General features: G+C 62.1%; 19 protein-coding genes. 15 read left to right on the forward strand and 4 right to left on the reverse strand.

Features of this window, described 5'->3' with window-relative positions:
* The first annotated feature begins 95 nt into the window (after nt 1-95).
* The 11 genes from ACOYXG_RS12090 to ACOYXG_RS12140 all read left to right on the forward strand — a co-directional run bounded on the left by ACOYXG_RS12090 (nt 96) and on the right by ACOYXG_RS12140 (nt 10,978).
* Nucleotides 96-707 carry a transposase gene (locus ACOYXG_RS12090; protein ID WP_007969141.1) on the forward strand — a complete coding sequence of 204 codons (612 nt, stop codon included), beginning with the start codon at nt 96-98 and terminating at the stop codon, nt 705-707.
* A 57-nt stretch (nt 708-764) separates the two neighbouring features.
* Nucleotides 765-2,363, forward strand: coding sequence for a ShlB/FhaC/HecB family hemolysin secretion/activation protein (locus ACOYXG_RS12095; RefSeq protein ID WP_460357981.1), 1,599 nt, complete (start codon nt 765-767; stop codon nt 2,361-2,363).
* A gap of 12 nt (nt 2,364-2,375) precedes the next feature.
* Nucleotides 2,376-4,175, forward strand: coding sequence for a DUF2341 domain-containing protein (locus ACOYXG_RS12100; protein ID WP_460357984.1), 1,800 nt, complete (start codon nt 2,376-2,378; stop codon nt 4,173-4,175).
* Between the two features lie 11 nt (nt 4,176-4,186).
* Nucleotides 4,187-4,612 carry an ExbD/TolR family protein gene (locus ACOYXG_RS12105; RefSeq protein WP_127646955.1) on the forward strand — a complete coding sequence of 142 codons (426 nt, stop codon included), beginning with the start codon at nt 4,187-4,189 and terminating at the stop codon, nt 4,610-4,612.
* Between the two features lie 3 nt (nt 4,613-4,615).
* Nucleotides 4,616-5,320, forward strand: a complete 705-nt coding sequence (locus tag ACOYXG_RS12110; RefSeq protein ID WP_460357987.1) for an energy transducer TonB family protein — start codon at nt 4,616-4,618, stop codon at nt 5,318-5,320.
* Nucleotides 5,321-5,359: 39 nt separating this feature from the next.
* Nucleotides 5,360-7,057 carry a putative porin gene (locus tag ACOYXG_RS12115; protein WP_460357990.1) on the forward strand — a complete coding sequence of 566 codons (1,698 nt, stop codon included), beginning with the start codon at nt 5,360-5,362 and terminating at the stop codon, nt 7,055-7,057.
* Between the two features lie 18 nt (nt 7,058-7,075).
* Nucleotides 7,076-7,705, forward strand: a complete 630-nt coding sequence (locus ACOYXG_RS12120) for a DNA repair protein (protein WP_258674553.1) — start codon at nt 7,076-7,078, stop codon at nt 7,703-7,705.
* A 30-nt stretch (nt 7,706-7,735) separates the two neighbouring features.
* Entirely contained in the window at nt 7,736-8,206 is a 471-nt protein-coding gene (locus ACOYXG_RS12125) for a YbjN domain-containing protein (protein WP_027613758.1), read from the forward strand.
* A complete protein-coding gene (locus ACOYXG_RS12130; RefSeq protein ID WP_460357994.1) occupies nt 8,203-9,150 on the forward strand; it encodes a peptidylprolyl isomerase in 948 nt (315 codons plus the stop codon). The genes ACOYXG_RS12125 and ACOYXG_RS12130 overlap by 4 nt, the downstream gene beginning before the upstream one ends.
* A gap of 146 nt (nt 9,151-9,296) precedes the next feature.
* Nucleotides 9,297-10,277 (forward strand): LysR family transcriptional regulator, encoded by a 981-nt coding sequence (locus tag ACOYXG_RS12135; RefSeq protein ID WP_096797630.1) that lies wholly within the window; start codon nt 9,297-9,299, stop codon nt 10,275-10,277.
* Nucleotides 10,278-10,468: 191 nt separating this feature from the next.
* Nucleotides 10,469-10,978 carry a GNAT family N-acetyltransferase gene (locus ACOYXG_RS12140; RefSeq protein ID WP_460357997.1) on the forward strand — a complete coding sequence of 170 codons (510 nt, stop codon included), beginning with the start codon at nt 10,469-10,471 and terminating at the stop codon, nt 10,976-10,978.
* Nucleotides 10,979-10,998: 20 nt separating this feature from the next.
* Here the strand turns inward: ACOYXG_RS12140 and ACOYXG_RS12145 are convergent, their stop codons facing one another.
* Entirely contained in the window at nt 10,999-11,691 is a 693-nt protein-coding gene (locus tag ACOYXG_RS12145; RefSeq protein ID WP_096797628.1) for an aspartate/glutamate racemase family protein, read from the reverse strand.
* Between the two features lie 205 nt (nt 11,692-11,896).
* Here ACOYXG_RS12145 and ACOYXG_RS12150 point away from each other — a divergent pair, with 205 nt between their 5' ends.
* Nucleotides 11,897-12,388 (forward strand): hypothetical protein, encoded by a 492-nt coding sequence (locus tag ACOYXG_RS12150; RefSeq protein ID WP_460358000.1) that lies wholly within the window; start codon nt 11,897-11,899, stop codon nt 12,386-12,388.
* Between the two features lie 130 nt (nt 12,389-12,518).
* Here ACOYXG_RS12150 and ACOYXG_RS12155 read toward each other — a convergent pair whose 3' ends face one another.
* Nucleotides 12,519-12,737 carry a hypothetical protein gene (locus ACOYXG_RS12155; protein WP_027613752.1) on the reverse strand — a complete coding sequence of 73 codons (219 nt, stop codon included), beginning with the start codon at nt 12,735-12,737 and terminating at the stop codon, nt 12,519-12,521.
* 18 nt (nt 12,738-12,755) lie between these two features.
* On the reverse strand, nt 12,756-14,183 hold the full coding sequence (ccoN, locus tag ACOYXG_RS12160; RefSeq protein ID WP_460358003.1) for a cytochrome-c oxidase, cbb3-type subunit I: 1,428 nt from the start codon (nt 14,181-14,183) through the stop codon (nt 12,756-12,758).
* 353 nt (nt 14,184-14,536) lie between these two features.
* Here ccoN and ACOYXG_RS12165 point away from each other — a divergent pair, with 353 nt between their 5' ends.
* The 3 genes from ACOYXG_RS12165 to ACOYXG_RS12175 all read left to right on the forward strand — a co-directional run bounded on the left by ACOYXG_RS12165 (nt 14,537) and on the right by ACOYXG_RS12175 (nt 17,968).
* Nucleotides 14,537-16,210: a nitrite/sulfite reductase gene (locus tag ACOYXG_RS12165; RefSeq protein WP_460358005.1), complete on the forward strand. Its 1,674-nt coding sequence runs from the start codon at nt 14,537-14,539 to the stop codon at nt 16,208-16,210.
* Nucleotides 16,207-16,686 carry a DUF934 domain-containing protein gene (locus ACOYXG_RS12170; protein WP_096797324.1) on the forward strand — a complete coding sequence of 160 codons (480 nt, stop codon included), beginning with the start codon at nt 16,207-16,209 and terminating at the stop codon, nt 16,684-16,686. Before ACOYXG_RS12165 ends, ACOYXG_RS12170 begins: the two co-directional genes overlap by 4 nt.
* A 307-nt stretch (nt 16,687-16,993) precedes the next feature.
* Nucleotides 16,994-17,968 (forward strand): hypothetical protein, encoded by a 975-nt coding sequence (locus tag ACOYXG_RS12175; protein ID WP_098963910.1) that lies wholly within the window; start codon nt 16,994-16,996, stop codon nt 17,966-17,968.
* 132 nt (nt 17,969-18,100) lie between these two features.
* Here ACOYXG_RS12175 and ACOYXG_RS12180 read toward each other — a convergent pair whose 3' ends face one another.
* Nucleotides 18,101-20,461 carry a tetratricopeptide repeat protein gene (locus ACOYXG_RS12180; protein WP_460358009.1) on the reverse strand — a complete coding sequence of 787 codons (2,361 nt, stop codon included), beginning with the start codon at nt 20,459-20,461 and terminating at the stop codon, nt 18,101-18,103.
* Nucleotides 20,462-20,552 lie beyond the last annotated feature (91 nt).

Genomic DNA, 20,552 nt, shown 5'->3' on the forward strand with positions numbered 1-20,552 from the left:
AGCACATAGCCAGTCCGGTCATGCCTATGTAACGCGCTTGAGGGGCCCAACGGGGCGCTTTTCACAAGCCGAGGCGGGACGCCGGGAGTGAGGCAATGGGGACTATGGAACGCTACTCGAAAGTGGGCATGCAGGAACTCGATCAGCGCCTGTCGAAGATCGTCGAGGCCGCGCGCAAGAAGCCGGTTTCGGTGTATCGCTACGGCGCGCCGTGGGTCTGGATCGTCTCGCAGGATGACTGGCAGGGCGCCTTGAAAGAGGTCTCCAGCTACATTCCGCCAGGCCATTCGCTGGTATTGCTGCGCCCGCAGATCGACGACTTGCTCGACGCCCACCAAGGCCTGTTGCACGAGCTCAATGCCGAGCCCGGCATGCTCATCCCCGCGCAAACCGTCATGCACATCCTGCTCCTGCAACTGCTGTATTCGGTGCCCAGCGAGCAGCAACTGTATGAGCAACTCAATTACAACCTGCTCTTCCGCTGGTTCGTCGGTCTTGGCCTGAACCAGAAAGTCTGGAGCTTCAACGTCCTCAGTCGCGACATCGCCACGCTGCTCAACAACCCGCGTGCGGTGCAGCTCATTCAGAAAATCATCGGCGAAGTGTTCTGCGGTGCTTTGCTGCAAATGCCCGAGTTCTCGTTGAACTTCGCGCTGCTGCACACCTGGCTCGGCAAGCACAGCGGTGCCTCGACAGTCAGCAACTGACGCAACACACAAGGCGCGCGACAGCGCCACCAGGTCATCGCGAATTCAGGGGGTAGTGTGGATCAGATTTTCACGTCACGGCTGGCGCTGTGGGGCTGGCTGCTGGTGACGGCCGGCGCGCAACCGGCATTCGCCGAAGAGGCCGCCGAAAGCGTAGCGCCGCAACGTCTGGTGGACGTCAACGAATACTTCGTGCGCGGCAACACCGTGCTCGACGCCCGGGCAATTGAAGAGGCGGTGTACCCGTTTCTCGGCCCGCAAAAAGCCATGACTGACATCGAAGGCGCCCGCGATGCCTTGCAGAAGGCTTATCAGGAACGCGGCTACCAATCGGTGTTCGTCGAACTGCCGGAGCAAGCGGTAGCGGACGGCATCGTCTATCTGCAAGTCAGCGAAACCAAGGTCGGCCGGGTGCGCGTGGTCGGCGCCAAACACTATTCGCCGCTGGACATCCGCGACAACGTCCCGGCGCTGAAAGAAGGCGAGGTGCCGGACTTCGCCAAGGTACAGGGCGAACTGGCGCAGCTCAACAAGACCCCGGGCCGCCAGGTCATGCCGCTGGTGCGCGAAGGTCAACGCCCCGGCACCATGGACGTCGATTTGCAGGTCGAGGACCAGAACCCGTGGAGCGCCAGCGTCGGCCTCAACAACGACTACAGCGCCGACACCGAGAAGCTGCGCGCCGTGACCAGCCTCGGCTACAACAACCTCTGGCAACTCGGCCACAGCATCAACCTGACGTACTTCACCGCGCCGCAAGACACCGACAACGCCAAGGTCTGGTCGGCTTCCTACACCGCGCCGCTGAGCGAGCGCTGGAGCGTGCAGTTCTCCGGTTATCAGTCCGACAGCAACGTCGCCACCATCGGCGGCAGTAACGTGTTGGGCAAGGGGCACTCCTACGGCGTGTCGGCGATCTACACGCTGCCGTCCAGCGGCAACTGGTCGAACTCGCTGTCGGCAGGTATCGACTTCAAGGACTTCGACGAGCGCCTGACGCTGTCCGGCGAGAGCGACAAGGTGCCGCTGAAATACGCGCCGTTCACCTTCGCCTACAACGGCTTCCGTTACACCGAAAAGAGCCAGCTCGGCCTCGGTCTGAGCCTGGTGGCGGCCACCCGCAGCATTTTCGGTTACGGCAGCTCCGACGAAGACTTCGACTACAAACGCTACCGCGCCAACCCGAGTTTCGCCGTGCTCAAGGGCGACAGCAACTTCACCTGGACCTTCGACAACGACTGGCAGAGCGCGAGCAAAGGCGCGTTCCAGCTGGCGTCGGGGCCACTGGTCTCCAACGAACAGTTTTCCGCCGGCGGCGCGACTTCGGTACGCGGTTATCTGGCGGCCGAGCGCACCGGTGATGACGGCGTGCTGCTCAGTCAGGAACTGCGCACGCCGTCGCTGGCGAAATACGCCGGCAGCTGGATGCAGGAATGGCGCTTCTACGCCTTTGCCGAAGGCGCGCAACTGTACCTGCGCGACGAACTGCCGGATCAGGACGCCAGTTACGCCCTGGCCAGCGTCGGCCTCGGCACCCGCGCCAGCCTCAGCAAATGGCTGTCCGGCAGCCTCGACTGGGGCTACCCGTTACTCGAAGGGCCGAACACCTCGAAGCAGGAGTCGCGCCTGCACTTCAACCTTCAAGCCACTTTCTAAAGGAGCACGTTCATGCAGCGCCTCATTCTTTCGTTGTTGATCTGCCTGGGCTTCGTGCTCCCGGCCACGGCGCAGGCCTGGTGGCAGGACGACTGGCATTACCGCAAACAGATCGCCGTCGACACCACGCCGCAGGGCGCCGGGATCAATCAGGCCCTCGGTCGCACCGCGCTTCTGGTGCGCTTGCACACCGGCAACTTCACCTTCGACGGGGTCAAGGAAGACGGCTCGGACCTGCGCTTCGTTGCCGCCGATGACAAGACCGTGCTCAACCACCAGATCGAAAGCTTCGACGCGCTGATGGGCATGGCGCTGATCTGGGTCGATGTACCGAATGTCGAGGGCGGCCAGCGTCAGGACATCTGGATGTATTACGGCAATCAGAAGGCCCCGGCCACCGGCAACGGCCAGTTGACCTTCGATCCGAATTACACCGCGCTGTATCACTTCGACGGCGCCACCGGCACGCCGGCCAAGGACACCACCGCCTACGGCAACACCGCACAAAGCGCCACTGGCGCGGCGATTGACGGCGTGGTCGGGCGCGCCTTGCAGTTCAGCGGTCAGCCGCTGCTGCTGCAGGCCAGTCCATCGTTGCAGCACAGCGCTGGCAGTGCGTTCACCTTCAGCGCCTGGCTGCGTCTGGATCAGGCCAATGGCGAGCAACTGATCTTGGCCCGCCGTGAAGGCGCCAACAGTCTGCTGGTCGGGGTCAATCAAGGTGTGCCGTTTGTGGAGATCGACGGCCAGCGCGCCGTGGCCTCTCAGCCGCTGAATCCGGGGCAATGGCAGCATGTTGCGCTGACCGCCGAAGGTTCGAAAGTCAGCCTGTACATCAATGGTCTTGAGAGTGCGACCCTCGCTCAGGCGATGCCGGCGTTCAATTCGGTTATGGCGATTGGCGGCGATCTGGCCGCTGGCCCGTACCAGCCGTTCGGGGGCGCCATCGACGAACTGCGCCTGTCGAAAGTCGCGCGTCCGGCGCCGTTGCTGCTGGCTGATGCGACCTCGCAAGGCGCCGAGTCGAAACTGGTGGCCTACGGTGTCGATGAAGAACAGTCCGGTTTCGGCTTCGGCAGCCTCGGTTTCCTGCTCAACGCGGTGCCGGTGGACGCCTGGGTGATCATCGCCGTGCTGGTGCTGATGATGTTCCAGTCGTGGATCATCATGCTGCGCAAGAACCGCACCCTCAGCCGCGTGAGCAAGGCCAACGAGGACTTCCGCGAGCAGTTCGCCAAGGTCGGTACCCGTCTGGAGATGTTCGCCGACGACGCGCAACTGGCCCAGCGTCTGCAGCATTCGCCGCTGTGGCGCCTGTACGCGGTGGCGGTCAAGGAAATCCGTACCCGCCGCGAGCAGGGCGCCGATACCTCTTCGGTGTCGGCAGCGACGATTGAAGCGATTCGCTGCTCGATGGACGGCGTGCGTACCCGTGAGAACCAGGCCCTCAGCTCGAAACTCTCGACCCTGTCCAACGCTATCGCCGGCGGCCCGTACATCGGCCTGCTCGGCACCGTGCTGGGGATCATGGTGGTGTTCCTCGGCACGGCCATGGCCGGCGACGTCAACATCAACGCCATCGCCCCGGGTATGGCCGCAGCCTTGCTGGCCACCGCCATGGGCCTGTTCGTCGCGATCCCGGCGCTGTTTGGCTACAACCGCCTGATCACCCGCAACAAGGAAGTCAGCGCCGACATGCGTGTGTTCGTCGACGAGTTCATCACGCGTCTGGCGGAGATGCACGGCGAAGGCCAGTCCAGCGAAGCGGCGCATCAGCGCGGCCATCACGCCAACCACTCCGTACCGGCCTGAGGAGCACTGCCATGGCGTCCGTAAATGCCTCCCACGACGATGACGAAGATGCAGCGGTGGACAGCATCAACATCACCCCATTGGTCGACGTGCTGATGGTGGTGCTGGTGATGTTCATCCTCACCGCCACTGCGCAGGTCTCCGGGATCCAGATCAACCTGCCCAAGGCCAGCGCCTCGGTGTCGCTGTCGGAGGCCAAGACCAAGGCGATTTCGGTCAACGACGGCGGTCAGGTGTTCCTCGACGCCTACCCGGTGACCCTGGCCGAGCTGGAGGAACGCCTGCGTATCGAGAAAGCGCAGAACCCGGACTTCCCGGTGATCGTGCGCGGCGACGCCACGGTGCAGTACCAGAAGGTCATTGAAGTGCTGGATCTGTTGCGCCGGCTCGAACTGTCTCAGGTCGGTCTGGTGACCGGCAAACCGACGCAGGGCTGAGTGATGACCGCACAACTTCCGATCGAGCCGCTGCCGGTGAAAAGGTCGCCGATGCGCTTTGTAAAGTGGGGCGCCGGGCTGCTGCTCGGCGCGCTCGCCGCGTGGTTCCTGTGGCAGTGGGCCAATGACATGAGCGGCGTGCGCCGTGAAGCGCCGAAGGTGCCGACGATCATTCCGTTGCCGCCACCGCCGCCGCCACCTCCGGAAAAACCACCGGAGCCGGAAACCCCGGTGGAAGAAAAAGTCGTCGAGCCCGAGCCCACGCCCGAGCCGCAAGAGGTCAAGCCCGAGGAAGAGGCGCCGCCATCGCCAGCAGACGATCTGGCCAACCCGATGCAAATGGACGGTGACGCGCAGAGTGGCAACGACGCTTTCAACATCGGCGCCGGCAAGGGCGGCGGCATGGCCGGTGCGGGTGGCGGACGCCTGGGCACCGGCACCTATAGCCAGTTCCTCGCGTTCACTTTTCAGCGCTTGCTGCGCGAGAACTCCGATCTGCGCAACCTGGTTTTTTCGCTGCAGGCCGATGTGTGGCTGAGCAGCGTCGGCGAAATCACCCGGGTCGAGTTGGTCAAGTCCAGCGGCAAGCCCGAGATCGATACCCAGGTGCTGGCCGCATTGCGTAACGCGCCCCATCTGAGCGAACGGCCACCGGCCTCCATCACCTTGCCTGTGCGCCTGTCCCTGCAAGGACGGCGTCCGGGTTAACCGAATTCATAAAGCTGTATGAAAAGGAGTTGTGTGCAGATGATTTCCAACGTGAATCGATTGTCCCTGGCGGTCGGCATGGTCATCGCGACCCTGGTCGGTCAGGCAGCGGCAGCGCCTGCGCCCTCGGAGAACGCCACGATCAATCTGATCCGCTTGCTGGTCGAGCAGGGCATTCTGAAACAGGACAAGGCTGACGCGCTGATCGCCCAGGCGCAGAACGAAGCCGCCCAGGCCAAGCAGGCAGCGGCTTCGACAGCGGTAGCGGCCGGACCGGTGGCGGCACCGGGCGATGTGCGCGTGCAGTACGTGCCCGCCGCGGTGCGCGACCAGATCCGCGATCAGGTCAAGGCCGAAGTCATGGCCACCGCCAAGCAGGAAAACTGGGCGGCGCCCAACACCTTCCCGGACTGGGCTTCGCGCATCAGCTTCGATGGCGACATCCGCCTGCGCGATGAATCGCGCTACTACTCGGGCAGCAACAGCAACGAAATCGTCGATTTCGCCAAACTCAACAACAACGGCCCATACGACGTGAACCCCAACAGCAGCACCAGTCTGCCGCCGTTGCTCAACACCCGTGAAGACCGCACCAACCAGTTCCGCCTGCGCGCCCGCCTGGGCATGAAAGCGGTGATTTCGCCGGAATGGACCGCCGGCATCCGCATCGGCACCGGCTCGGACAACAACCCGGTGTCGACCACGCAGAACCTCGGCGGCGGCTTCGCCAAGAAAGATATCTGGCTCGATCAGGGCTACCTGAACTGGAAACCCACGGATGAGCTGACCCTGACCGGCGGGCGCTTCGCCAACCCGTTCATGTCCACCGACATGCTCTATTCCAACGACCTGAATTTCGACGGCGTGGCGGCGATTTTCGACCACAAGCTCAACCGCGACTGGGGCGTGTTCGGCACCGTTGGTGCGTTCCCGGTGGATTACACCAACGACACCACCACCAGCAACGGTTTCGACAAGGAAGAAAGCGACAACAAGTGGCTCTACGGCGCGCAGCTCGGCGCCAAGTGGGCGATCAACAGCAACAACCGCCTCAAAGGTGCGCTGGCCTACTACCGCTTCGACGACATTCAAGGCCAACGCTCCAGCCCTTGCGAACCGTGGGCCGGCGCCCCGGGCTGCGACACCGATGGCAGCCGTGCGGCGTTCATGCAGAAGGGCAACAGCGTATTCCTGCTGCGCGACATCACGCCGAACCCGGCCAACCCGACCACCACACCGCAGCCGCAGTTTGTCGGCCTGGCGTCGGAGTTCAACCTGCTCGACCTGAACCTGGTGTGGGACGCCGATCTGCCAGAGGACTTCAAGCTGCGCAGCCAGGGCAACTACATCCACAACCTCGGTTACGACGAAGGCGACATGCGCAAACGCGCCGAGGGGCAGATCGTCAACAACCTCGACAGCAACGGCGACATCGAAAGCGGCGCCAATGCGTGGATGGTGCAGTTCACCCTCGGCAATGCGCTGGACCTGAAGAAGCAGGGCGACTGGAATATGTTCGCCGGCTACAAGTACATCCAGCCGGACGCCTTGCCCGACGGCTTCAACGATTCCTCGTTCCACCTCGGCGGCACCAACGCCAAGGGCTATTTCCTCGGTGGCAATTACGGTCTGGCGAAGAACGTCTACGCCACCGGCCGCTGGCTGAGCACCGAGGCGGTGTACGGCGCGCCGTTCGACATCGATGTCTTGCAGCTTGAGATCAACACGCGCTTCTAAGGCGCCGGGAGTACGGTCATGCACGCACGAGTTTTTCTGTTGGGGCTGAGTTTTTTCATCGCACAAGGCGCGCACGCCGAAGGCATGGAGGAGCGTCTGCGTACCCAGTTGCGCAGCACCACTCAACAGTTGCAGGCCCTGCAAAGTCAGCAGGCCCAGGCCAGCGCCGCGCAACTGGCGGCGCAGAACGAGGCCAAGGCCGCGCAGGCGCAGATCAAGCAATTGACCGCTGAACTGGCCAAGGCCAAAGGCGTCGCCGAGCAGTTGGCCGGCCAGCAGCAGAACCTGCACAACCAGGCGCAAGCGCAAGTCGCCGCCAGCAGCGAACAGGTCGGCAAGTTCAAGAAAGCCTACGACGAGTTGCTGGTCATGGCCCGTGCCAAAGAGGCAGAACGGTCTAAGCTTCAAGCGCAATTGGCTGAACGTGACACACAAGTGCAGCAATGTTCAGTCAAGAATCAGCAGATGTATGGCGTCGCCAAGCAGATCCTCAGCGCCTACGAAAACATCGATGTGGCCGAGGTGATGAAGATCCGCCAGCCCTTTGCGGGCAGCGCCCGGGTCAAGTTCGATGAGCTGGCCCAGGGGTTTGGTGACGAGCTTTACAAGACTCAATTCGACGCGCCGCAAGCTGCGCTCTCGCACTGATTAAAAAGCCTGTTAAACAAGGAAGAAACAATGACTCAATTGATCAGCCACGTATCCCCACAATCCCTGACCGACGTCCTGCAAGCCGCCGGTTATCGCGTCAACCAGACCGAACAGAACGGCATCGTGCAGTTGCTCAGCGCCAGTCAGGGCATCGGTTATGCCGTGCGTTTCGGCAACCCGGCGGTGGAGCAGGGCAGTTACGTCGATTTCACTTTCAGCTGCGCGCTGCGGGTGCAAGGTGAGTTGCCACAGGGCGTGGCCGAACAGTGGAACGCCACCCGGCGTTTTGCGCGGTTGTCGTTGCAGGGCGAGTTTCTGGTGATGGAAATGGACGTGGTGCTGGCGGCCGGTGTGAGCAGCGATCACCTGCGCGGCAATCTGGAGTTGTGGGATCGCCTGTTGCAGGAGTTCATCGTCTACCTGCGTGACTTCAGCCAGGCCGCGCAAGCTTCGACAGCCAAAGTCGCTACCGCTGAGCAAGAGGAAGTCGCGCTGTGAAAAAGCCTGCCATGGTGATCGGCGCCGGGGCAGTGGCGCTGTTGGTGGTAGCCGTGGCGCTGGTGCTGCGACCGGGTGCTGACCCGGTCGCCGCCCAGCAATCGTCGCCGTTGGCGGCGGTTGCTGCGGGGCCTGCGGTAGCGCGGTTGGGCAATCAGCAGGTGACGCCGCAGGAATTGCAGGCGCTGCTGGCTACCGTCCCGCCGGCGACTCGCGAGCAATTGCGCGGCAACCGTGAAGCGCTGGAGCGCTGGCTGCGTACGCGGTTGGCGGAGAAAGTCGTGCTGGAACAGGCCGATGCTCAGGGCTGGGCGCAGCGTCCGGACGTGGTGCGGCAAACCCGCGCGGCCACTGAGCAGATCGTCTTTCGCGATTACCTGCGCTCGGTCAGCACGGTGCCGGCGGACTACCCGAGTACGGCCGAGTTGCAGCAGGCGTATGACGCTGGCAAGGGCAACTGGCAGACGCCGGCGTTGTATCGGGTGAGCCAGATTTTCCTCGCGGTGCCGGATGCCCAGAGCCTGGAAGCCGTGCGCAAGCAGGCGACCGAGCTAAGCAAGAAAGCCCAGGGCACGCCGGCGGATTTTGCCGCGCTGGCGACTCAGTATTCGCAGGACCGGCAGACTGCCGAACGTGGCGGCGACACCGGGCTGCAACCGTTGCAGCAACTGGTGCCGGAGGTACGGGGTGCGGTGGCGAAATTGAAGGTCGGTGCGGTGTCCGAGCCGGTGCAGAGCGCGGCGGGTTTCCATGTGATCAAACTCACCGAACAGCAACCGGCACGTACTGCGACCCTCGACGAACTGCGCGATCAACTGACCCAGGCCTTGCGTGCGCAACGGCAGGAGCAGATTGCTCAGGCGTATCTGGACGGGATGCTCAATACCGCGACGCTGAGTATCGATGGGGTTGAGCTGAACAAAGTCCTCGAAACCAACCAATAACCCACCTTGTGGGAGCGAGCCTGCTCGCGAATGCGGTGTGTCAGGCAGCGTAATTTTTGAATGTGCTGGCGCCTTCGCGAGCAGGCTCGCTCCCACAGTGGATTGTGGTGCACTCAAGACCAACAAAGATCGACAGGGAGTCATCGATGTCATTCACCGAACCCGCAGGACGACAGGGTAGCCCCGACTATCGCTGGGCACAGGGCGAGCGCGAACCATGGCTGGCGCAAGCCGCGACCATTGATGCCGAGGTCGCGCAATATTTTCTGGTCAGTGCCCGCTGCGGCTGCTTCATGCAGGCCGCGCGCAGCCTCAACGTGCGTTCGACTTTGCTGCGCAAGCAGTTGGCGCAGCTTGAGCAGGAGCTGCAGCACTCGCTGTTCAGCTTTCAGGGCAGCGCCCTGAGCCTGACCCGCGAGGGCCAGCAACTGCAGGCGCAACTGGTGGCGCTGGCCCACGAACGCAAACTGCCGGTGGTCGAGCAGCCACTGGTGCGTTTGGCGGTGGCCGAATCGATCCTGCATGACATCCTCGGTCGCGACCTGATCGCGTTGCTGCGGCGCAATGCCAGCGTGCGCCTGGAGATCATCGCGCTGGACAGCGAACTGGCGTTGCGCGCGGTCAGTGCCGACGTGGTGCTGTGGCTGGCCCACGGCGAAACCCCCAGCCCCGGCCCGACTTTCACCACCAGTCAGCCGCAGGCCCTGGCGCGTCTGGATTACCTGCCGCACATCGCCAAACGCTATTCCCGGGTCACCGCGCGCCCGGCGAGTGCCGACGACCTCAGCGATTTCATGCTGGTGCAATGGCAGCACGACCGGCAGATCGACAGCTTCCGGCCGTGGAATGAACTGGTCGAACAACGTCTGGCGGGCGTGGTGCAGATGCAGTCTTATGAACTGATGCTGGAAATGATCCGTTGCAGCGCTTGCATTGGTTTATTGCCGGCGTACATGAGTCGTTTCGACCGGGGGCTGGTGGCGTTGCCGGGGTTGTTTGATGAGCCGATGCAGCTACAGGCGTGGCTGGCGGTGAATGCTGAATCCCGGGACGTCGCCGAAGTGCAAACCCTGGTCGAACTGATCCAGCACACCTTCAACGAACGCCAGGAATGGTTCCAGACCTGATCCGATTCTGCCAACACCCCCAATCCCCTGTGGGAGCGGGCTTGCTCGCGAAGGCGGTGTGTCAGGTGACAGAGATGTTGAATTTCAGACCGCTTTCGCGAGCAAGCCCGCTCCCACATTTTGATATTCGCCAGCCAGAGGCTCAACGGTTTAGAGTAAGCGGCCACCCATCGATCCAGGAAGGATCTGCCATGCCCGACCACGCTCCCACCATCAAAATCGAACGCTTCAATGAGTCGCACCTTGAGGGCATCACCGCGCTGTACAACGATCCGGCCGTGACCCGGCAGGTGCTGCAGATGCCGTTTCAGCCCACTGAGGTTTGGCGCAAACGCCTTGCGCCAGATAACGAACGGGTGATGCAACTGGTGGCGCTGCATGAGGGTGTGGTCATTGGCAATCTGGGGCTGGAAAACTATTCGCGGATCCGCCGCGCCCACGCCGGCAGTGTCGGCATGGCGGTCGCCGTGGCCTGGCAGGGCAAAGGTGTCGGGTCGAAACTGCTGGCGGCGGCGCTGGACGTCGCCGACAACTGGATGAACCTGCACCGGGTCGAACTCTCGGTGTACGCCGACAACCAGGCGGCCATCGGTCTCTACCGCAAGTTCGGCTTCGAGAACGAAGGCCTGTTTCGTGACTACGCCGTGCGCGACGGGCAATGGGTCGACACCCTGAGCATGGCCCGTCTGCGTCGTCGATAAGCCAAAAAATCCTGTGGGAGTCAGTTGCCCAGAGCGAACGCCACCGCCGACTGCGCATGCAGCTCGGTGGTGTCGAGCAGGGGCAGGGCGCTGTGTTCGGGTTTGACCAGCAGGCCGATTTCCGTGCAGCCGAGGATGATCGCCTGGGCGCCGCGCGCGGTCAGCGCTTCGATCACCTGTTGATAGATTTTGCGTGATTCGTCACTGATCACCCCGACGCACAATTCGTCGTAGATGATCCGGTGCACGTCCTTGCGCTCGGCGTCGTCCGGCACCAGTACCGTCAGACCCTGCGCAATCAGGCGCTGCTTGAGAAAATCCTGCTCCATGGTGAACGCCGTGCCGAGCAGACCGACCGTGCGCGCATCGATGGCCAATGCTGCCTGCGCCGCCGGTTCGGCGATGTGCAGGAACGGAATGCTGATCGCTGCCTGAATCTGCGCCGCGACCTTGTGCATGGTGTTGGTACACAGCACCACGCATTCGGCGCCGCCGGCCTCGAGCCTGCGCGCGGCATCCACCAGAATCGCCGCCGCATCGTCCCAGCGCCCGGCGTGCTGCGCCTGTTCGACCGGGCCGAAGTCGACGCTGTACATCAGGATTTGCGCCGAGCGCAGCGAGCCGAGCCGGTCACGAACCTGTTGATTGATGAGACGATAATATTCCGCGCTGGATTCCCAGCTCATGCCGCCGATCAGGCCGATGGTGCGCATTGAAATTCCTCGAACAATGGCCCGTATTGGAAAAGTCGGGCTCTGGCCGAGTGTCCATCGGTTCAATGACGGATGCCAGTACAAAGCAACTGTACCGTTGATCCTGTTGCCAAGTGTCCCGGTGCCGGCGATCGAGGTTTAACGTACGCCGGCGCCTTGATCTGTCACTATCGACTATCGCAGGCTCTCCCCGAGGAACGTACCGATGAACGACGTACAACAACTGGGCGAAATGCTTCGTCACTATGCCGAGAGTGAAGCGCACAAGAAGCAACTGTTCGAAACGCAGTCACAGGCGTGGGCCAGCCGCATCACCGAGCTGTTCGGCCAGATCCAGCAATGGCTGGAACCGGTGCAGGCACCGAACCTGCTGGAGGTGAGCCGCGAGGCTTACGTCGCATTCGGGCCGAGCACGCCGGTGGAAACCTCGACCTTCAAGACCGAGAAACTGAGCATCGTGATTGCCGGCAAACCGGTGGAATTCGTGCCAGACGTGATGGGCAGCGCCGGGCAAATCTCCCTGGCGGTGATGGGCCTGACGGCGGCGCGCTATGGCAGCATTTCGCTGGTCGGGCTGCCGAACGGCGAGTGGCAATGGCGCAAGACCAATGGCCTGAAGGATCCCGACATCTTTGTGTTTGATGCGGATTTTCTCGCACAGCAGTTGCAGAGCCTGATCCCGCGCGATCGCGCCTAGATCTCAGGATTTGCACAAGTCCCCTGTAGGAGTGAGCCTGCTCGCGATAGCGGTATATCAGTCACCATACAGTTGGCTGAATGACCGCAATCGCGAGCAGGCTCACTCCTACAAAGGGGCGGTGGTGGGGTTACATCTCGAGGTTGATCCAGCCCGGTTTCGCCTCTTCCGGCGCCACGGCTTTCACGGTTTTACCGGTGGCCAACTCAACCCGCCGTGCCACCTCCGGATCATCAGCAAACGGCACCATGCTCGCATCGTCGAGGCTCTCTGAAGTCTGATGGCGCAGGCAGTACTCCACCGCCAGCCACAGAAACACCACCCCCAGCACATTCAAGAAAATATCCATCCTCTGCGGCTCCCTGCCTCAGGCGATCTGTGCCTGGCTGCGTGCCAGCGCCACGTCGGCGACCCGCACCGTGCGCCAGACGTTGTAGGCCATCAGCAGCATGCCGCTGAGGAAGAACACCCCGCCGGCAAAGCGCACGATGAACCCCGGATGACTGGCCTGCAGCGCCTCGACAAACGAGTAGGTCAGCGTGCCGTCCTCGTTGATCGCTCGCCACATCAGGCCCTGCGTGATGCCGTTGACCCACATCGAGGCGATGTACAACACGGTGCCGATGGTCGCCAGCCAGAAGTGCAGGTTGATCAGCGGCGTGCTGTACATCTGCTCGCGGCCAAAGACTTTCGGCACCATGTGATACGTCGCGCCGAAGGTGATCATCGCCACCCAGCCCAAGGCCCCGGCGTGAACGTGGCCGATGGTCCAGTCGGTGTAGTGGGACAGGGCGTTGACCGTTTTGATCGCCATCATCGGGCCTTCGAAGGTCGACATGCCGTAGAACGCCAGCGACAGCACCAGGAAGCGCAAAATCGGGTCGGTGCGCAACTTATGCCAGGCGCCCGACAAGATCATCATGCCGTTGATCATCCCGCCCCAGCTCGGCGCCAGCAGGATCAGCGACATCGCCATGCCCAGCGACTGCGCCCAGTCCGGCAACGCGGTGTAGTGCAAGTGGTGCGGGCCGGCCCAGATGTACAGGGTGATCAGCGCCCAGAAATGCACGATCGACAACCGATACGAATACACCGGGCGATTCACCTGTTTCGGCACGAAGTAATACATCATTCCGAGAAAGCCCGTGGTCAGGAAGAAACCCACCGCGTTATGGCCGTACCACCACTGCACCATGGCGTCGGTCGCCCCGGAATACACCGGATAGGATTTAAACCAGTCCACCGGGATCGACAGGTGATTGACCACGTGCAGCATGGCGATCACCAGAATGAAAGCGCCGAAGAACCAGTTGCCGACATAGATGTGTTTGGTCTTGCGCTGCACCACGGTGGTGAAAAACACGATGGCGTACGCGACCCAGACCACCGCCATCCACACCGCACCGGAGAATTCGATCTCGGCGTATTCCTTGGTGGTGGTGTAGCCCAGCGGCAGGGTGATCAGCATGATCACGATCACCGATTGCCAGCCCCAGAAGGTGAAGGCCGCGAGCTTGTCCGAATACAGGCGCACCTGGCAGGTGCGCTGCACCGCGTAGTAACTGGCGGCGAATTGCGCGCTGCCGGCGAAACCGAAGATCACCAGGCTGGTGTGCAATGGCCGCAAGCGGCCGAAGGTGGTCCAGGGCAGGTCGAGGTTCATGTCCGGCCATACCAGTTGCGAGGCGATCCATACCCCCATCGCCATGCCGACGACACCCCAGAAAACCGTCGCGATAACGAATTGGCGGACGACCTTGTAGTTATACGCCTGTCCGATTGTTGCTGTGCTCATGGTCAGTTCTTCCACGGTTGCAAAGTCTTGCCAGGCCACCCGGTCTGGCACGAGCTGCACTGTAGGAACAGCGCCGGAAACAAAACAGGCTCAGGAATCTTTCATTTGTACGGATCAGATTGAAGTGCTGCCTGCGGCGTTCTGCCGCGCCCTGATATGGTTTTTATCGTTTCAGGTGAATCTGTTGCGTGCTGCGCTGCTCGTCCATAGTCAGGGGAAAATCCTGTGGGAGCGGGCTTGCTCGCGAAAGCGGTGTGTCAGTCAACAAGTCAGTTGCCTGACACACCGCTTTCGCGAGCAAGCCCGCTCCCACAGTTTTGATCTGGGATCAAACCTGATGGGGTAGCCGCTGAATGTATCAATACGATGATTACGACCGGGCGTTGGTGTTCGAGCGCGTTGTGCAATTTCGCGATCAGGTCGAGCGCTTCATGGCTGGAGAGTTGAGCGAGGAAGAGTTCCTGCCGCTGCGTCTGCAAAACGGCCTCTACCTGCAGAAGCACGCGTACATGCTGCGGGTGGCGATTCCCTACGGGACATTGAGTGCCGAACAGATGCGTACGCTGGCGAGCATCGCCGCCGATTACGATCGCGGCTACGGCCACTTCACCACGCGGCAAAACCTGCAATTCAACTGGATCGAACTGGCGCAGGTGCCGGACATCCTTGAACGCCTGGCGCAGGTCAACATGCACGCGATCCAGACCTCCGGCAACTGCGTGCGCAACATCACCACCGAAGCCTTCGCCGGGGTCGCGGCGGACGAGTTGATCGACCCGCGCCCGTTGGCAGAAATCCTCCGCCAATGGTCGACGATCAACCCGGAATTCCTCTTCCTGCCACGCAAGTTCAAGATCGCCATCTGCTCGGCGAAGCAGGACCGTGCGGCGATCATGATGCATGACATCGGCCTGTATCTTTATCCGGGGCGAGACGGGCAGATGCTGCTGCGGGTGATCGTCGGCGGCGGGTTGGGGCGCACGCCGATCCTCGGTCTGCAGATTCGCGAAGGCTTGCCGTGGCAGCATCTGCTGTCCTACGTCGAAGCGATCCTGCGGGTCTACAACCGCCATGGCCGGCGCGACAACAAGTACAAGGCGCGGATCAAGATTCTGGTCAAGGCGCTGGGCATCGAGGCGTTCGCCAAAGAGGTCGAGGAAGAATGGCAACACCTCAAGGACGGCCCGGCGCAGCTGACCGAGGCTGAATACGAGCGGGTCGCCAGTGCCTTCGTGCCGCCGATCTATCACACTCTGGCTGACACCGATCTGGACTTCGGCACGCGTCTGGCCGAAAGCCCGGCGTTCGCCCGCTGGGTCGCGCGCAACGTGCAGCCGCACAAGAAACCGGGTTACACCAGCGTGGTGCTGTCGACCAAACCGGGTCTGAGTGCACCACCGGGGGATGTCACTGGCCAGCAGATGCTGGCGGTAGCCGACTGGTCGGAGCGTTTCGGTTTCGGCGAGATTCGCATTGCCCACGAACAGAATATTGTCCTGCCCGATGTGCAGAAGTCCGATCTGTATGAACTCTGGCAACTGGCCTGCGAGCGCAATCTGGGCAGCGCCAACGTCGGCCTGCTGACCGACATCATCGCCTGCCCGGGCGGCGATTTCTGCGCGCTGGCCAACGCCAAGTCGATCCCGATTGCCCAGGCGATTCAGGCGCGTTTCGACAACCTCGACTACCTGCACGACCTGGGCGACATCAGCCTGAACATCTCTGGCTGCATGAACGCCTGCGGCCACCACCACATCGGCAATATCGGCATCCTCGGCGTCGATAAGAACGGCAGCGAGTGGTATCAGATCACCCTTGGCGGCGCGCAGGGCAAAAACAGCGCCTTGGGCAAAGTCATCGGCCCATCGTTCAGCGCGGCCGAAGTGCCGCAGGTGATCGAGCGGATCATCGGCACTTTTGTGCGATACCGCGAAAGCGAGGAACTGTTTGTCGACACCGTGGCGCGCATTGGCCTGGAGCCTTTCAAGGAACGCGTCTACCCGAAAGTGCTGGAGGCGTCGGCATGAACAATCTGCTGCGTCTGGAGCAAGGTGTCGCACGCCTGATCGAGGACGACCCATGGACGCTGGTTCGCGAGCCGGAGCAGGGCAGGCCGCAAGGGTTGCTGATCCTGCCGCTGGCGCACTGGCTGCAATCGCCCTCGACCCACGCGGTGTGGCTGGGGCCGGACGATGAAGTTGAAAGCGTGGTGCCGTGGCTGGCCTCGCTGCCGCTGATTGCCTTGGATTTTCCGAGCTTTCGTGACGGTCGCGCCTACAGTCAGGCGTATCTGCTGCGTAGCCGGTTTGGCTGGGCTGGCGAGTTGCGCGCGATTGGTGATGTTTTGCGTGATCAGCTCAGCCATATGCGCCAGTGCGGGTTCGACAGCTTTGCGGTGCGCGAGGACAAATCGGCTGAGGATGCGCTGAAGGGACTGGCCGGCATGAGCGTGCTGTACGGCCGCTCGGTGATCGAGCCGCGGCCGCTGTTCCGCAGACGCTGAATATCCATTGCTTGATAGATACTTTGTGGTGAGGGGATTTATCCCCGATGGGCTGCGAAGCAGACCTAAAATCTGCCGAAGCATTTCTTCAGCTAAAACCTGTTGGCTGGTTCTGCGGCCGCTGCGCAGCCGGTCGGGGATAAATCCCCTCACCACAATTGTCTAGCGGCCCCTTCTATACAGGGGAAACCCTTACATCCCGCACCATTCCCGGATTTTTCCTTGGGTCGATGCTGGCCTTTTGGTAGAGTCCCCGTCGCCAGCGGGTTTTCGGCTGGACGACGGAACGAAGAAGGGAGTCTGGGTAGTGAGTGCGGGCAAAAAGATTTTGGGCCTCACGGCGTTGCTGTTGATGCTGACGCTGTGGGCCAGTTACTTCTATGTGTTCAAGGAAAACCGTGACGGCCAGTTGGGCGGTGCCGGTGAAAGCACCGCGTGGTGCGGCGCGCCGCCGTCCACCGAAGCGGCGCTGTTGGGCAAGGATCAACTGACCTTGCGCGTCACCAACAACCTGCGCGGCGAGTTCATGCTCAGTGGCTCGCTGGTGGTCTCCGAACGCACCTTCAACCGCTACGATCTGGGTCGCAACGAACTGCGTCTGCGCCTGGAGCCGTTGCAGTGGTCGTACGGCGTGACGCCGATCTTCCTCGAACAGGTCAAGGTTCAGCCGCTGAGCCGCAACCTCGCCTCACCGACCAAAAGCGCCTACGCCGAGCTTGAGCCACGGCCCATCGGCGTCCAGGGCCAGGTTACCGAATTCCCCTTCGACACCTATCGCTACGGCTACAAACCGGTGCTGTATTACCTCAAGGGCAGCGAGCGCATCGACCTGCGCTTCAAGAACATCACCACGCTGATGGAGATGTCCAACACCTTCACGCCGATTCAGAAATACAACCGCGTCGAGTACATCAACGAGAAGAACTCGATGATCCGCGACGAGGATTACAAGGCCTACGGCCCGCACGAATGCGCGTTCAGCGTCGAGCGCAAAGGCTCGTTCAAGGTCGTGGTGCTGTTGTTCCTGCTGGTGCTGTGCCTGCCGCTGTTGCACGTGTTCTATCGCGACGAGCCGGGGATCGACTTCCTCGCCACGCTGGTGACGATTGCCGTGGTGCGGGTGCTGCTGGTAGGGCCGGTGCAGGACTTCCAGCTGTACAACATCGACTTCCTGTTCGGCGCGGCGATTCTGCTGGTGGGCTCGGTGTCGCTGATCAAGGCGATGCGCGCCAACAGCCGCCGGGAGATGGCGTTGAAGAGCGGGGCGACGTCGTCCTGGTAACACTCAGTGTATGGGACCAATCACTGACCCTGTGGGAGCGGGCTTGCTCGCGAATGCGGTACATCAGTCACCCTTGATGTTGGCTGAGAGAATGCATTCGCGAGCAAGCCCGCTCCCACAAGGGATCAGCGGTTATTTCAGCGCCGGATCCCCCATGTTCATCTTCTTCCACCCCTGCAACAGCACCTGCGCCTTCGGCTCCTGGCCGTTCTCCAGGTAGTACTGGATCAGTGACAACCGCGCATTGCGGTTCGCCGGTTGCACCTTGAGCAAACGCTCCAGCTCAGCACACGCCTCGCTCACCTTGCCGCTGTCGTGCAACGCCACCGCCAGCACGTAACCGTATTGCGCGTTCTGCGGCTCCAGTTGCGCGGCTTTGTGCAGCGCGCCCATGGCTCCGGCAGTCTTGCCGGCGCGGATCAAGGACAGGCCACGGGTGTGCTGCAACAACGCAGCCTCCGGGTGCGCCTTGAGGCTGTCGTCCAGCAGGCTCTGCGCTTCCTGACCTCGGCCATTGGCCTCCAGCCATTGCACCAGCGTCACCAGTGCCGGGTAGAAATCCGGATCGCGTTTGAGTGCCGTGCGCAGCAACCCTTCGACTTCGGATGCGCGGCCACTGGCCTGATACAACATCGCCAGGTTCAGGTTGGCCTCGGCCCGTTCCGCGAGACTGTTCTGCACCGCCTCATACTCGGCAATCGCCGCGTCCCAATTGTCCTGCGCGGCGCCGAGGCCGTTGTTGCGCGCGACGCTGAGCAGGTCACGCGCCGCGACGATGCGCACGGCTTTCACCGGATCGCCGAGCAGTGGCGTCAACAACGATGCGCGCTCGATGGGTGGCAGGAAGGCACTGATCGCCCGCACTGCGCTTTCGCGAACCTGCGGCGCCGGATTCTGCAGATCCCGGGTGGCCAGTTTCAGCGATTGATCGCTTGGGTACAGCGGCAGTTCGGCGAGTAACGTCGCACGCTGAATCGCCGGCAGATCGCTGCGCTGCAACTGCTCATGCAAGGCGTCCGCCGCACCCGGCTGGCCGTTGCGGATCAGCCACAGGCTTTCGTCATAGCGTGGTGTCTGCAGTGTCGAGGCGGAGGCATTCCACAACTTGAACTGTGCGCTGACCTTGTCACCGGCCTTGCCCTGATGGCAGCTGAGACACGCATCGGGCGTACCGAGTTTTTGCGCGCGTTCCGGGTTGGGGATGCTGAAGCTGTGGTCATGGCGCCAGTCGTTGCCCATGTAGAACTTGCCGGGCATGTGGCAATTCACGCACTGCGAGCCGGGCTGGCCCGGGGTGTGGCGGGTGTGTTCGATGGAATCGTAGTTCTTCGCTTGCAGGCCCTTGCCGGCGACGCCAGCGACCGAAGTCTTGCCCGCCGTGTTGTGGCATTGCAGACACACGGCGTTGCCCGGCGCCTTGAGTTCAGTGCTGTGCGGATTGTGGCAGTTGCTGCAGCGCACACCCTTGTCGAACATCTTGCTTTGCAGGAACGAGCCGTGTTCGAACACTTCATCCTTGATCTTGCCGTCCAGCGCATACAGTTCGCGGGTGAGGGTGCTCGGCAGGTAGTCGTCCATCAAGCGCTTGCCGACGGTGTAGCCATCGCCCAGCGGCGCCCGGCGTGCATGGCAGCGGGCACAGGTTTCGATCTCGACGCTGGCGTTCTTGTCCTTGAGGTCGACGACGAAACCCTTGTGGATCAGGTCGTCTTTTTTCTGCGCCCATTGCAGGTGATTCGAGGCCGGACCGTGGCAGGCCTGACAGCCGACGCCAAGGCTGTTCCACTGACTGTTGAACGTGTTGCTGGCCGCATCGAAATTGCGCTTGAAGCCGGTGGTGTGGCACTCGACGCACATGAAGTTGGCGTTCTGGCTCGGCTTGCTCCAGTGCAGCGGATTCTTGAAGTTCACGCCCTGGCCGGGGTAGAGGTGAAACCAGCGGTGTTTCTCGGTATCCCACGCCACGCCGAGCGCCTGTAAACGGCCTTCGCCGACCTCGATCAGGTATTGCTGCAACGGGGCGATGCCGAAGGTGTAGGCCACTTTGAAGTCAGCGTTCTTGCCATCGATGCCGGGGGTATTGACCCAGAACTCGTCGCCCTTGCGTGAGAAACGGGTGGTCTCGTTTTCGGCCTTGAAGGTGACGTTATTGAAGTCGCCAAGCATGGTTTCGGCATTCGCGGCCTGCATCGCCAATTGGTGATGCGAGCCTTGCCAGTCCTTGACCTGCTCGGTGTGACAGCCCTGGCATTGTTGCTCATCGACCATGGTCGCGGGCTGCCGCGCCAGAGGTCGCGGTCTGGCGACGACAGGCGCCGCCGCGCTGATCGGCGGGGCCGTGTACGGCGCGGGCGCGGGGCTGAACAGAAACCAGCCAATTCCCGCCACTGCGGCCAGCAGCACGCCGATGGTGAGGGGGAACAGGTAACGTGAAAGGGGCTGTCGGGATGAATCAGGATCAGGCTGTACGACTTTATTTTTATGCTTGGGCATTACGACTTCCGTGGTCAGATGCATTGGCCTGCTGGCATGCGTTCAAGCTCGATGCAGCTTTGCCGGATGAGTCGCTGTCTGTCAAATGGCG

The organism is Pseudomonas sp. G3-39 (assembly GCF_054790485.1).

Coding starts and splice junctions, on each gene's coding strand:
- ACOYXG_RS12090 (WP_007969141.1), top strand. CDS start 96: ATGGGGACTATGGAACGCTACTCGAAAGTGGGCATGCAGGAACTCGAT.
- ACOYXG_RS12100 (WP_460357984.1), top strand. CDS start 2,376: ATGCAGCGCCTCATTCTTTCGTTGTTGATCTGCCTGGGCTTCGTGCTC.
- ACOYXG_RS12105 (WP_127646955.1), top strand. CDS start 4,187: ATGGCGTCCGTAAATGCCTCCCACGACGATGACGAAGATGCAGCGGTG.
- ACOYXG_RS12110 (WP_460357987.1), top strand. CDS start 4,616: ATGACCGCACAACTTCCGATCGAGCCGCTGCCGGTGAAAAGGTCGCCG.
- ACOYXG_RS12115 (WP_460357990.1), top strand. CDS start 5,360: ATGATTTCCAACGTGAATCGATTGTCCCTGGCGGTCGGCATGGTCATC.
- ACOYXG_RS12120 (WP_258674553.1), top strand. CDS start 7,076: ATGCACGCACGAGTTTTTCTGTTGGGGCTGAGTTTTTTCATCGCACAA.
- ACOYXG_RS12125 (WP_027613758.1), top strand. CDS start 7,736: ATGACTCAATTGATCAGCCACGTATCCCCACAATCCCTGACCGACGTC.
- ACOYXG_RS12135 (WP_096797630.1), top strand. CDS start 9,297: ATGTCATTCACCGAACCCGCAGGACGACAGGGTAGCCCCGACTATCGC.
- ACOYXG_RS12140 (WP_460357997.1), top strand. CDS start 10,469: ATGCCCGACCACGCTCCCACCATCAAAATCGAACGCTTCAATGAGTCG.
- ACOYXG_RS12145 (WP_096797628.1), bottom strand. CDS start 11,691: ATGCGCACCATCGGCCTGATCGGCGGCATGAGCTGGGAATCCAGCGCG.
- ACOYXG_RS12150 (WP_460358000.1), top strand. CDS start 11,897: ATGAACGACGTACAACAACTGGGCGAAATGCTTCGTCACTATGCCGAG.
- ACOYXG_RS12155 (WP_027613752.1), bottom strand. CDS start 12,737: ATGGATATTTTCTTGAATGTGCTGGGGGTGGTGTTTCTGTGGCTGGCG.
- ccoN (WP_460358003.1), bottom strand. CDS start 14,183: ATGAGCACAGCAACAATCGGACAGGCGTATAACTACAAGGTCGTCCGC.
- ACOYXG_RS12165 (WP_460358005.1), top strand. CDS start 14,537: ATGTATCAATACGATGATTACGACCGGGCGTTGGTGTTCGAGCGCGTT.
- ACOYXG_RS12170 (WP_096797324.1), top strand. CDS start 16,207: ATGAACAATCTGCTGCGTCTGGAGCAAGGTGTCGCACGCCTGATCGAG.
- ACOYXG_RS12180 (WP_460358009.1), bottom strand. CDS start 20,461: ATGCCCAAGCATAAAAATAAAGTCGTACAGCCTGATCCTGATTCATCC.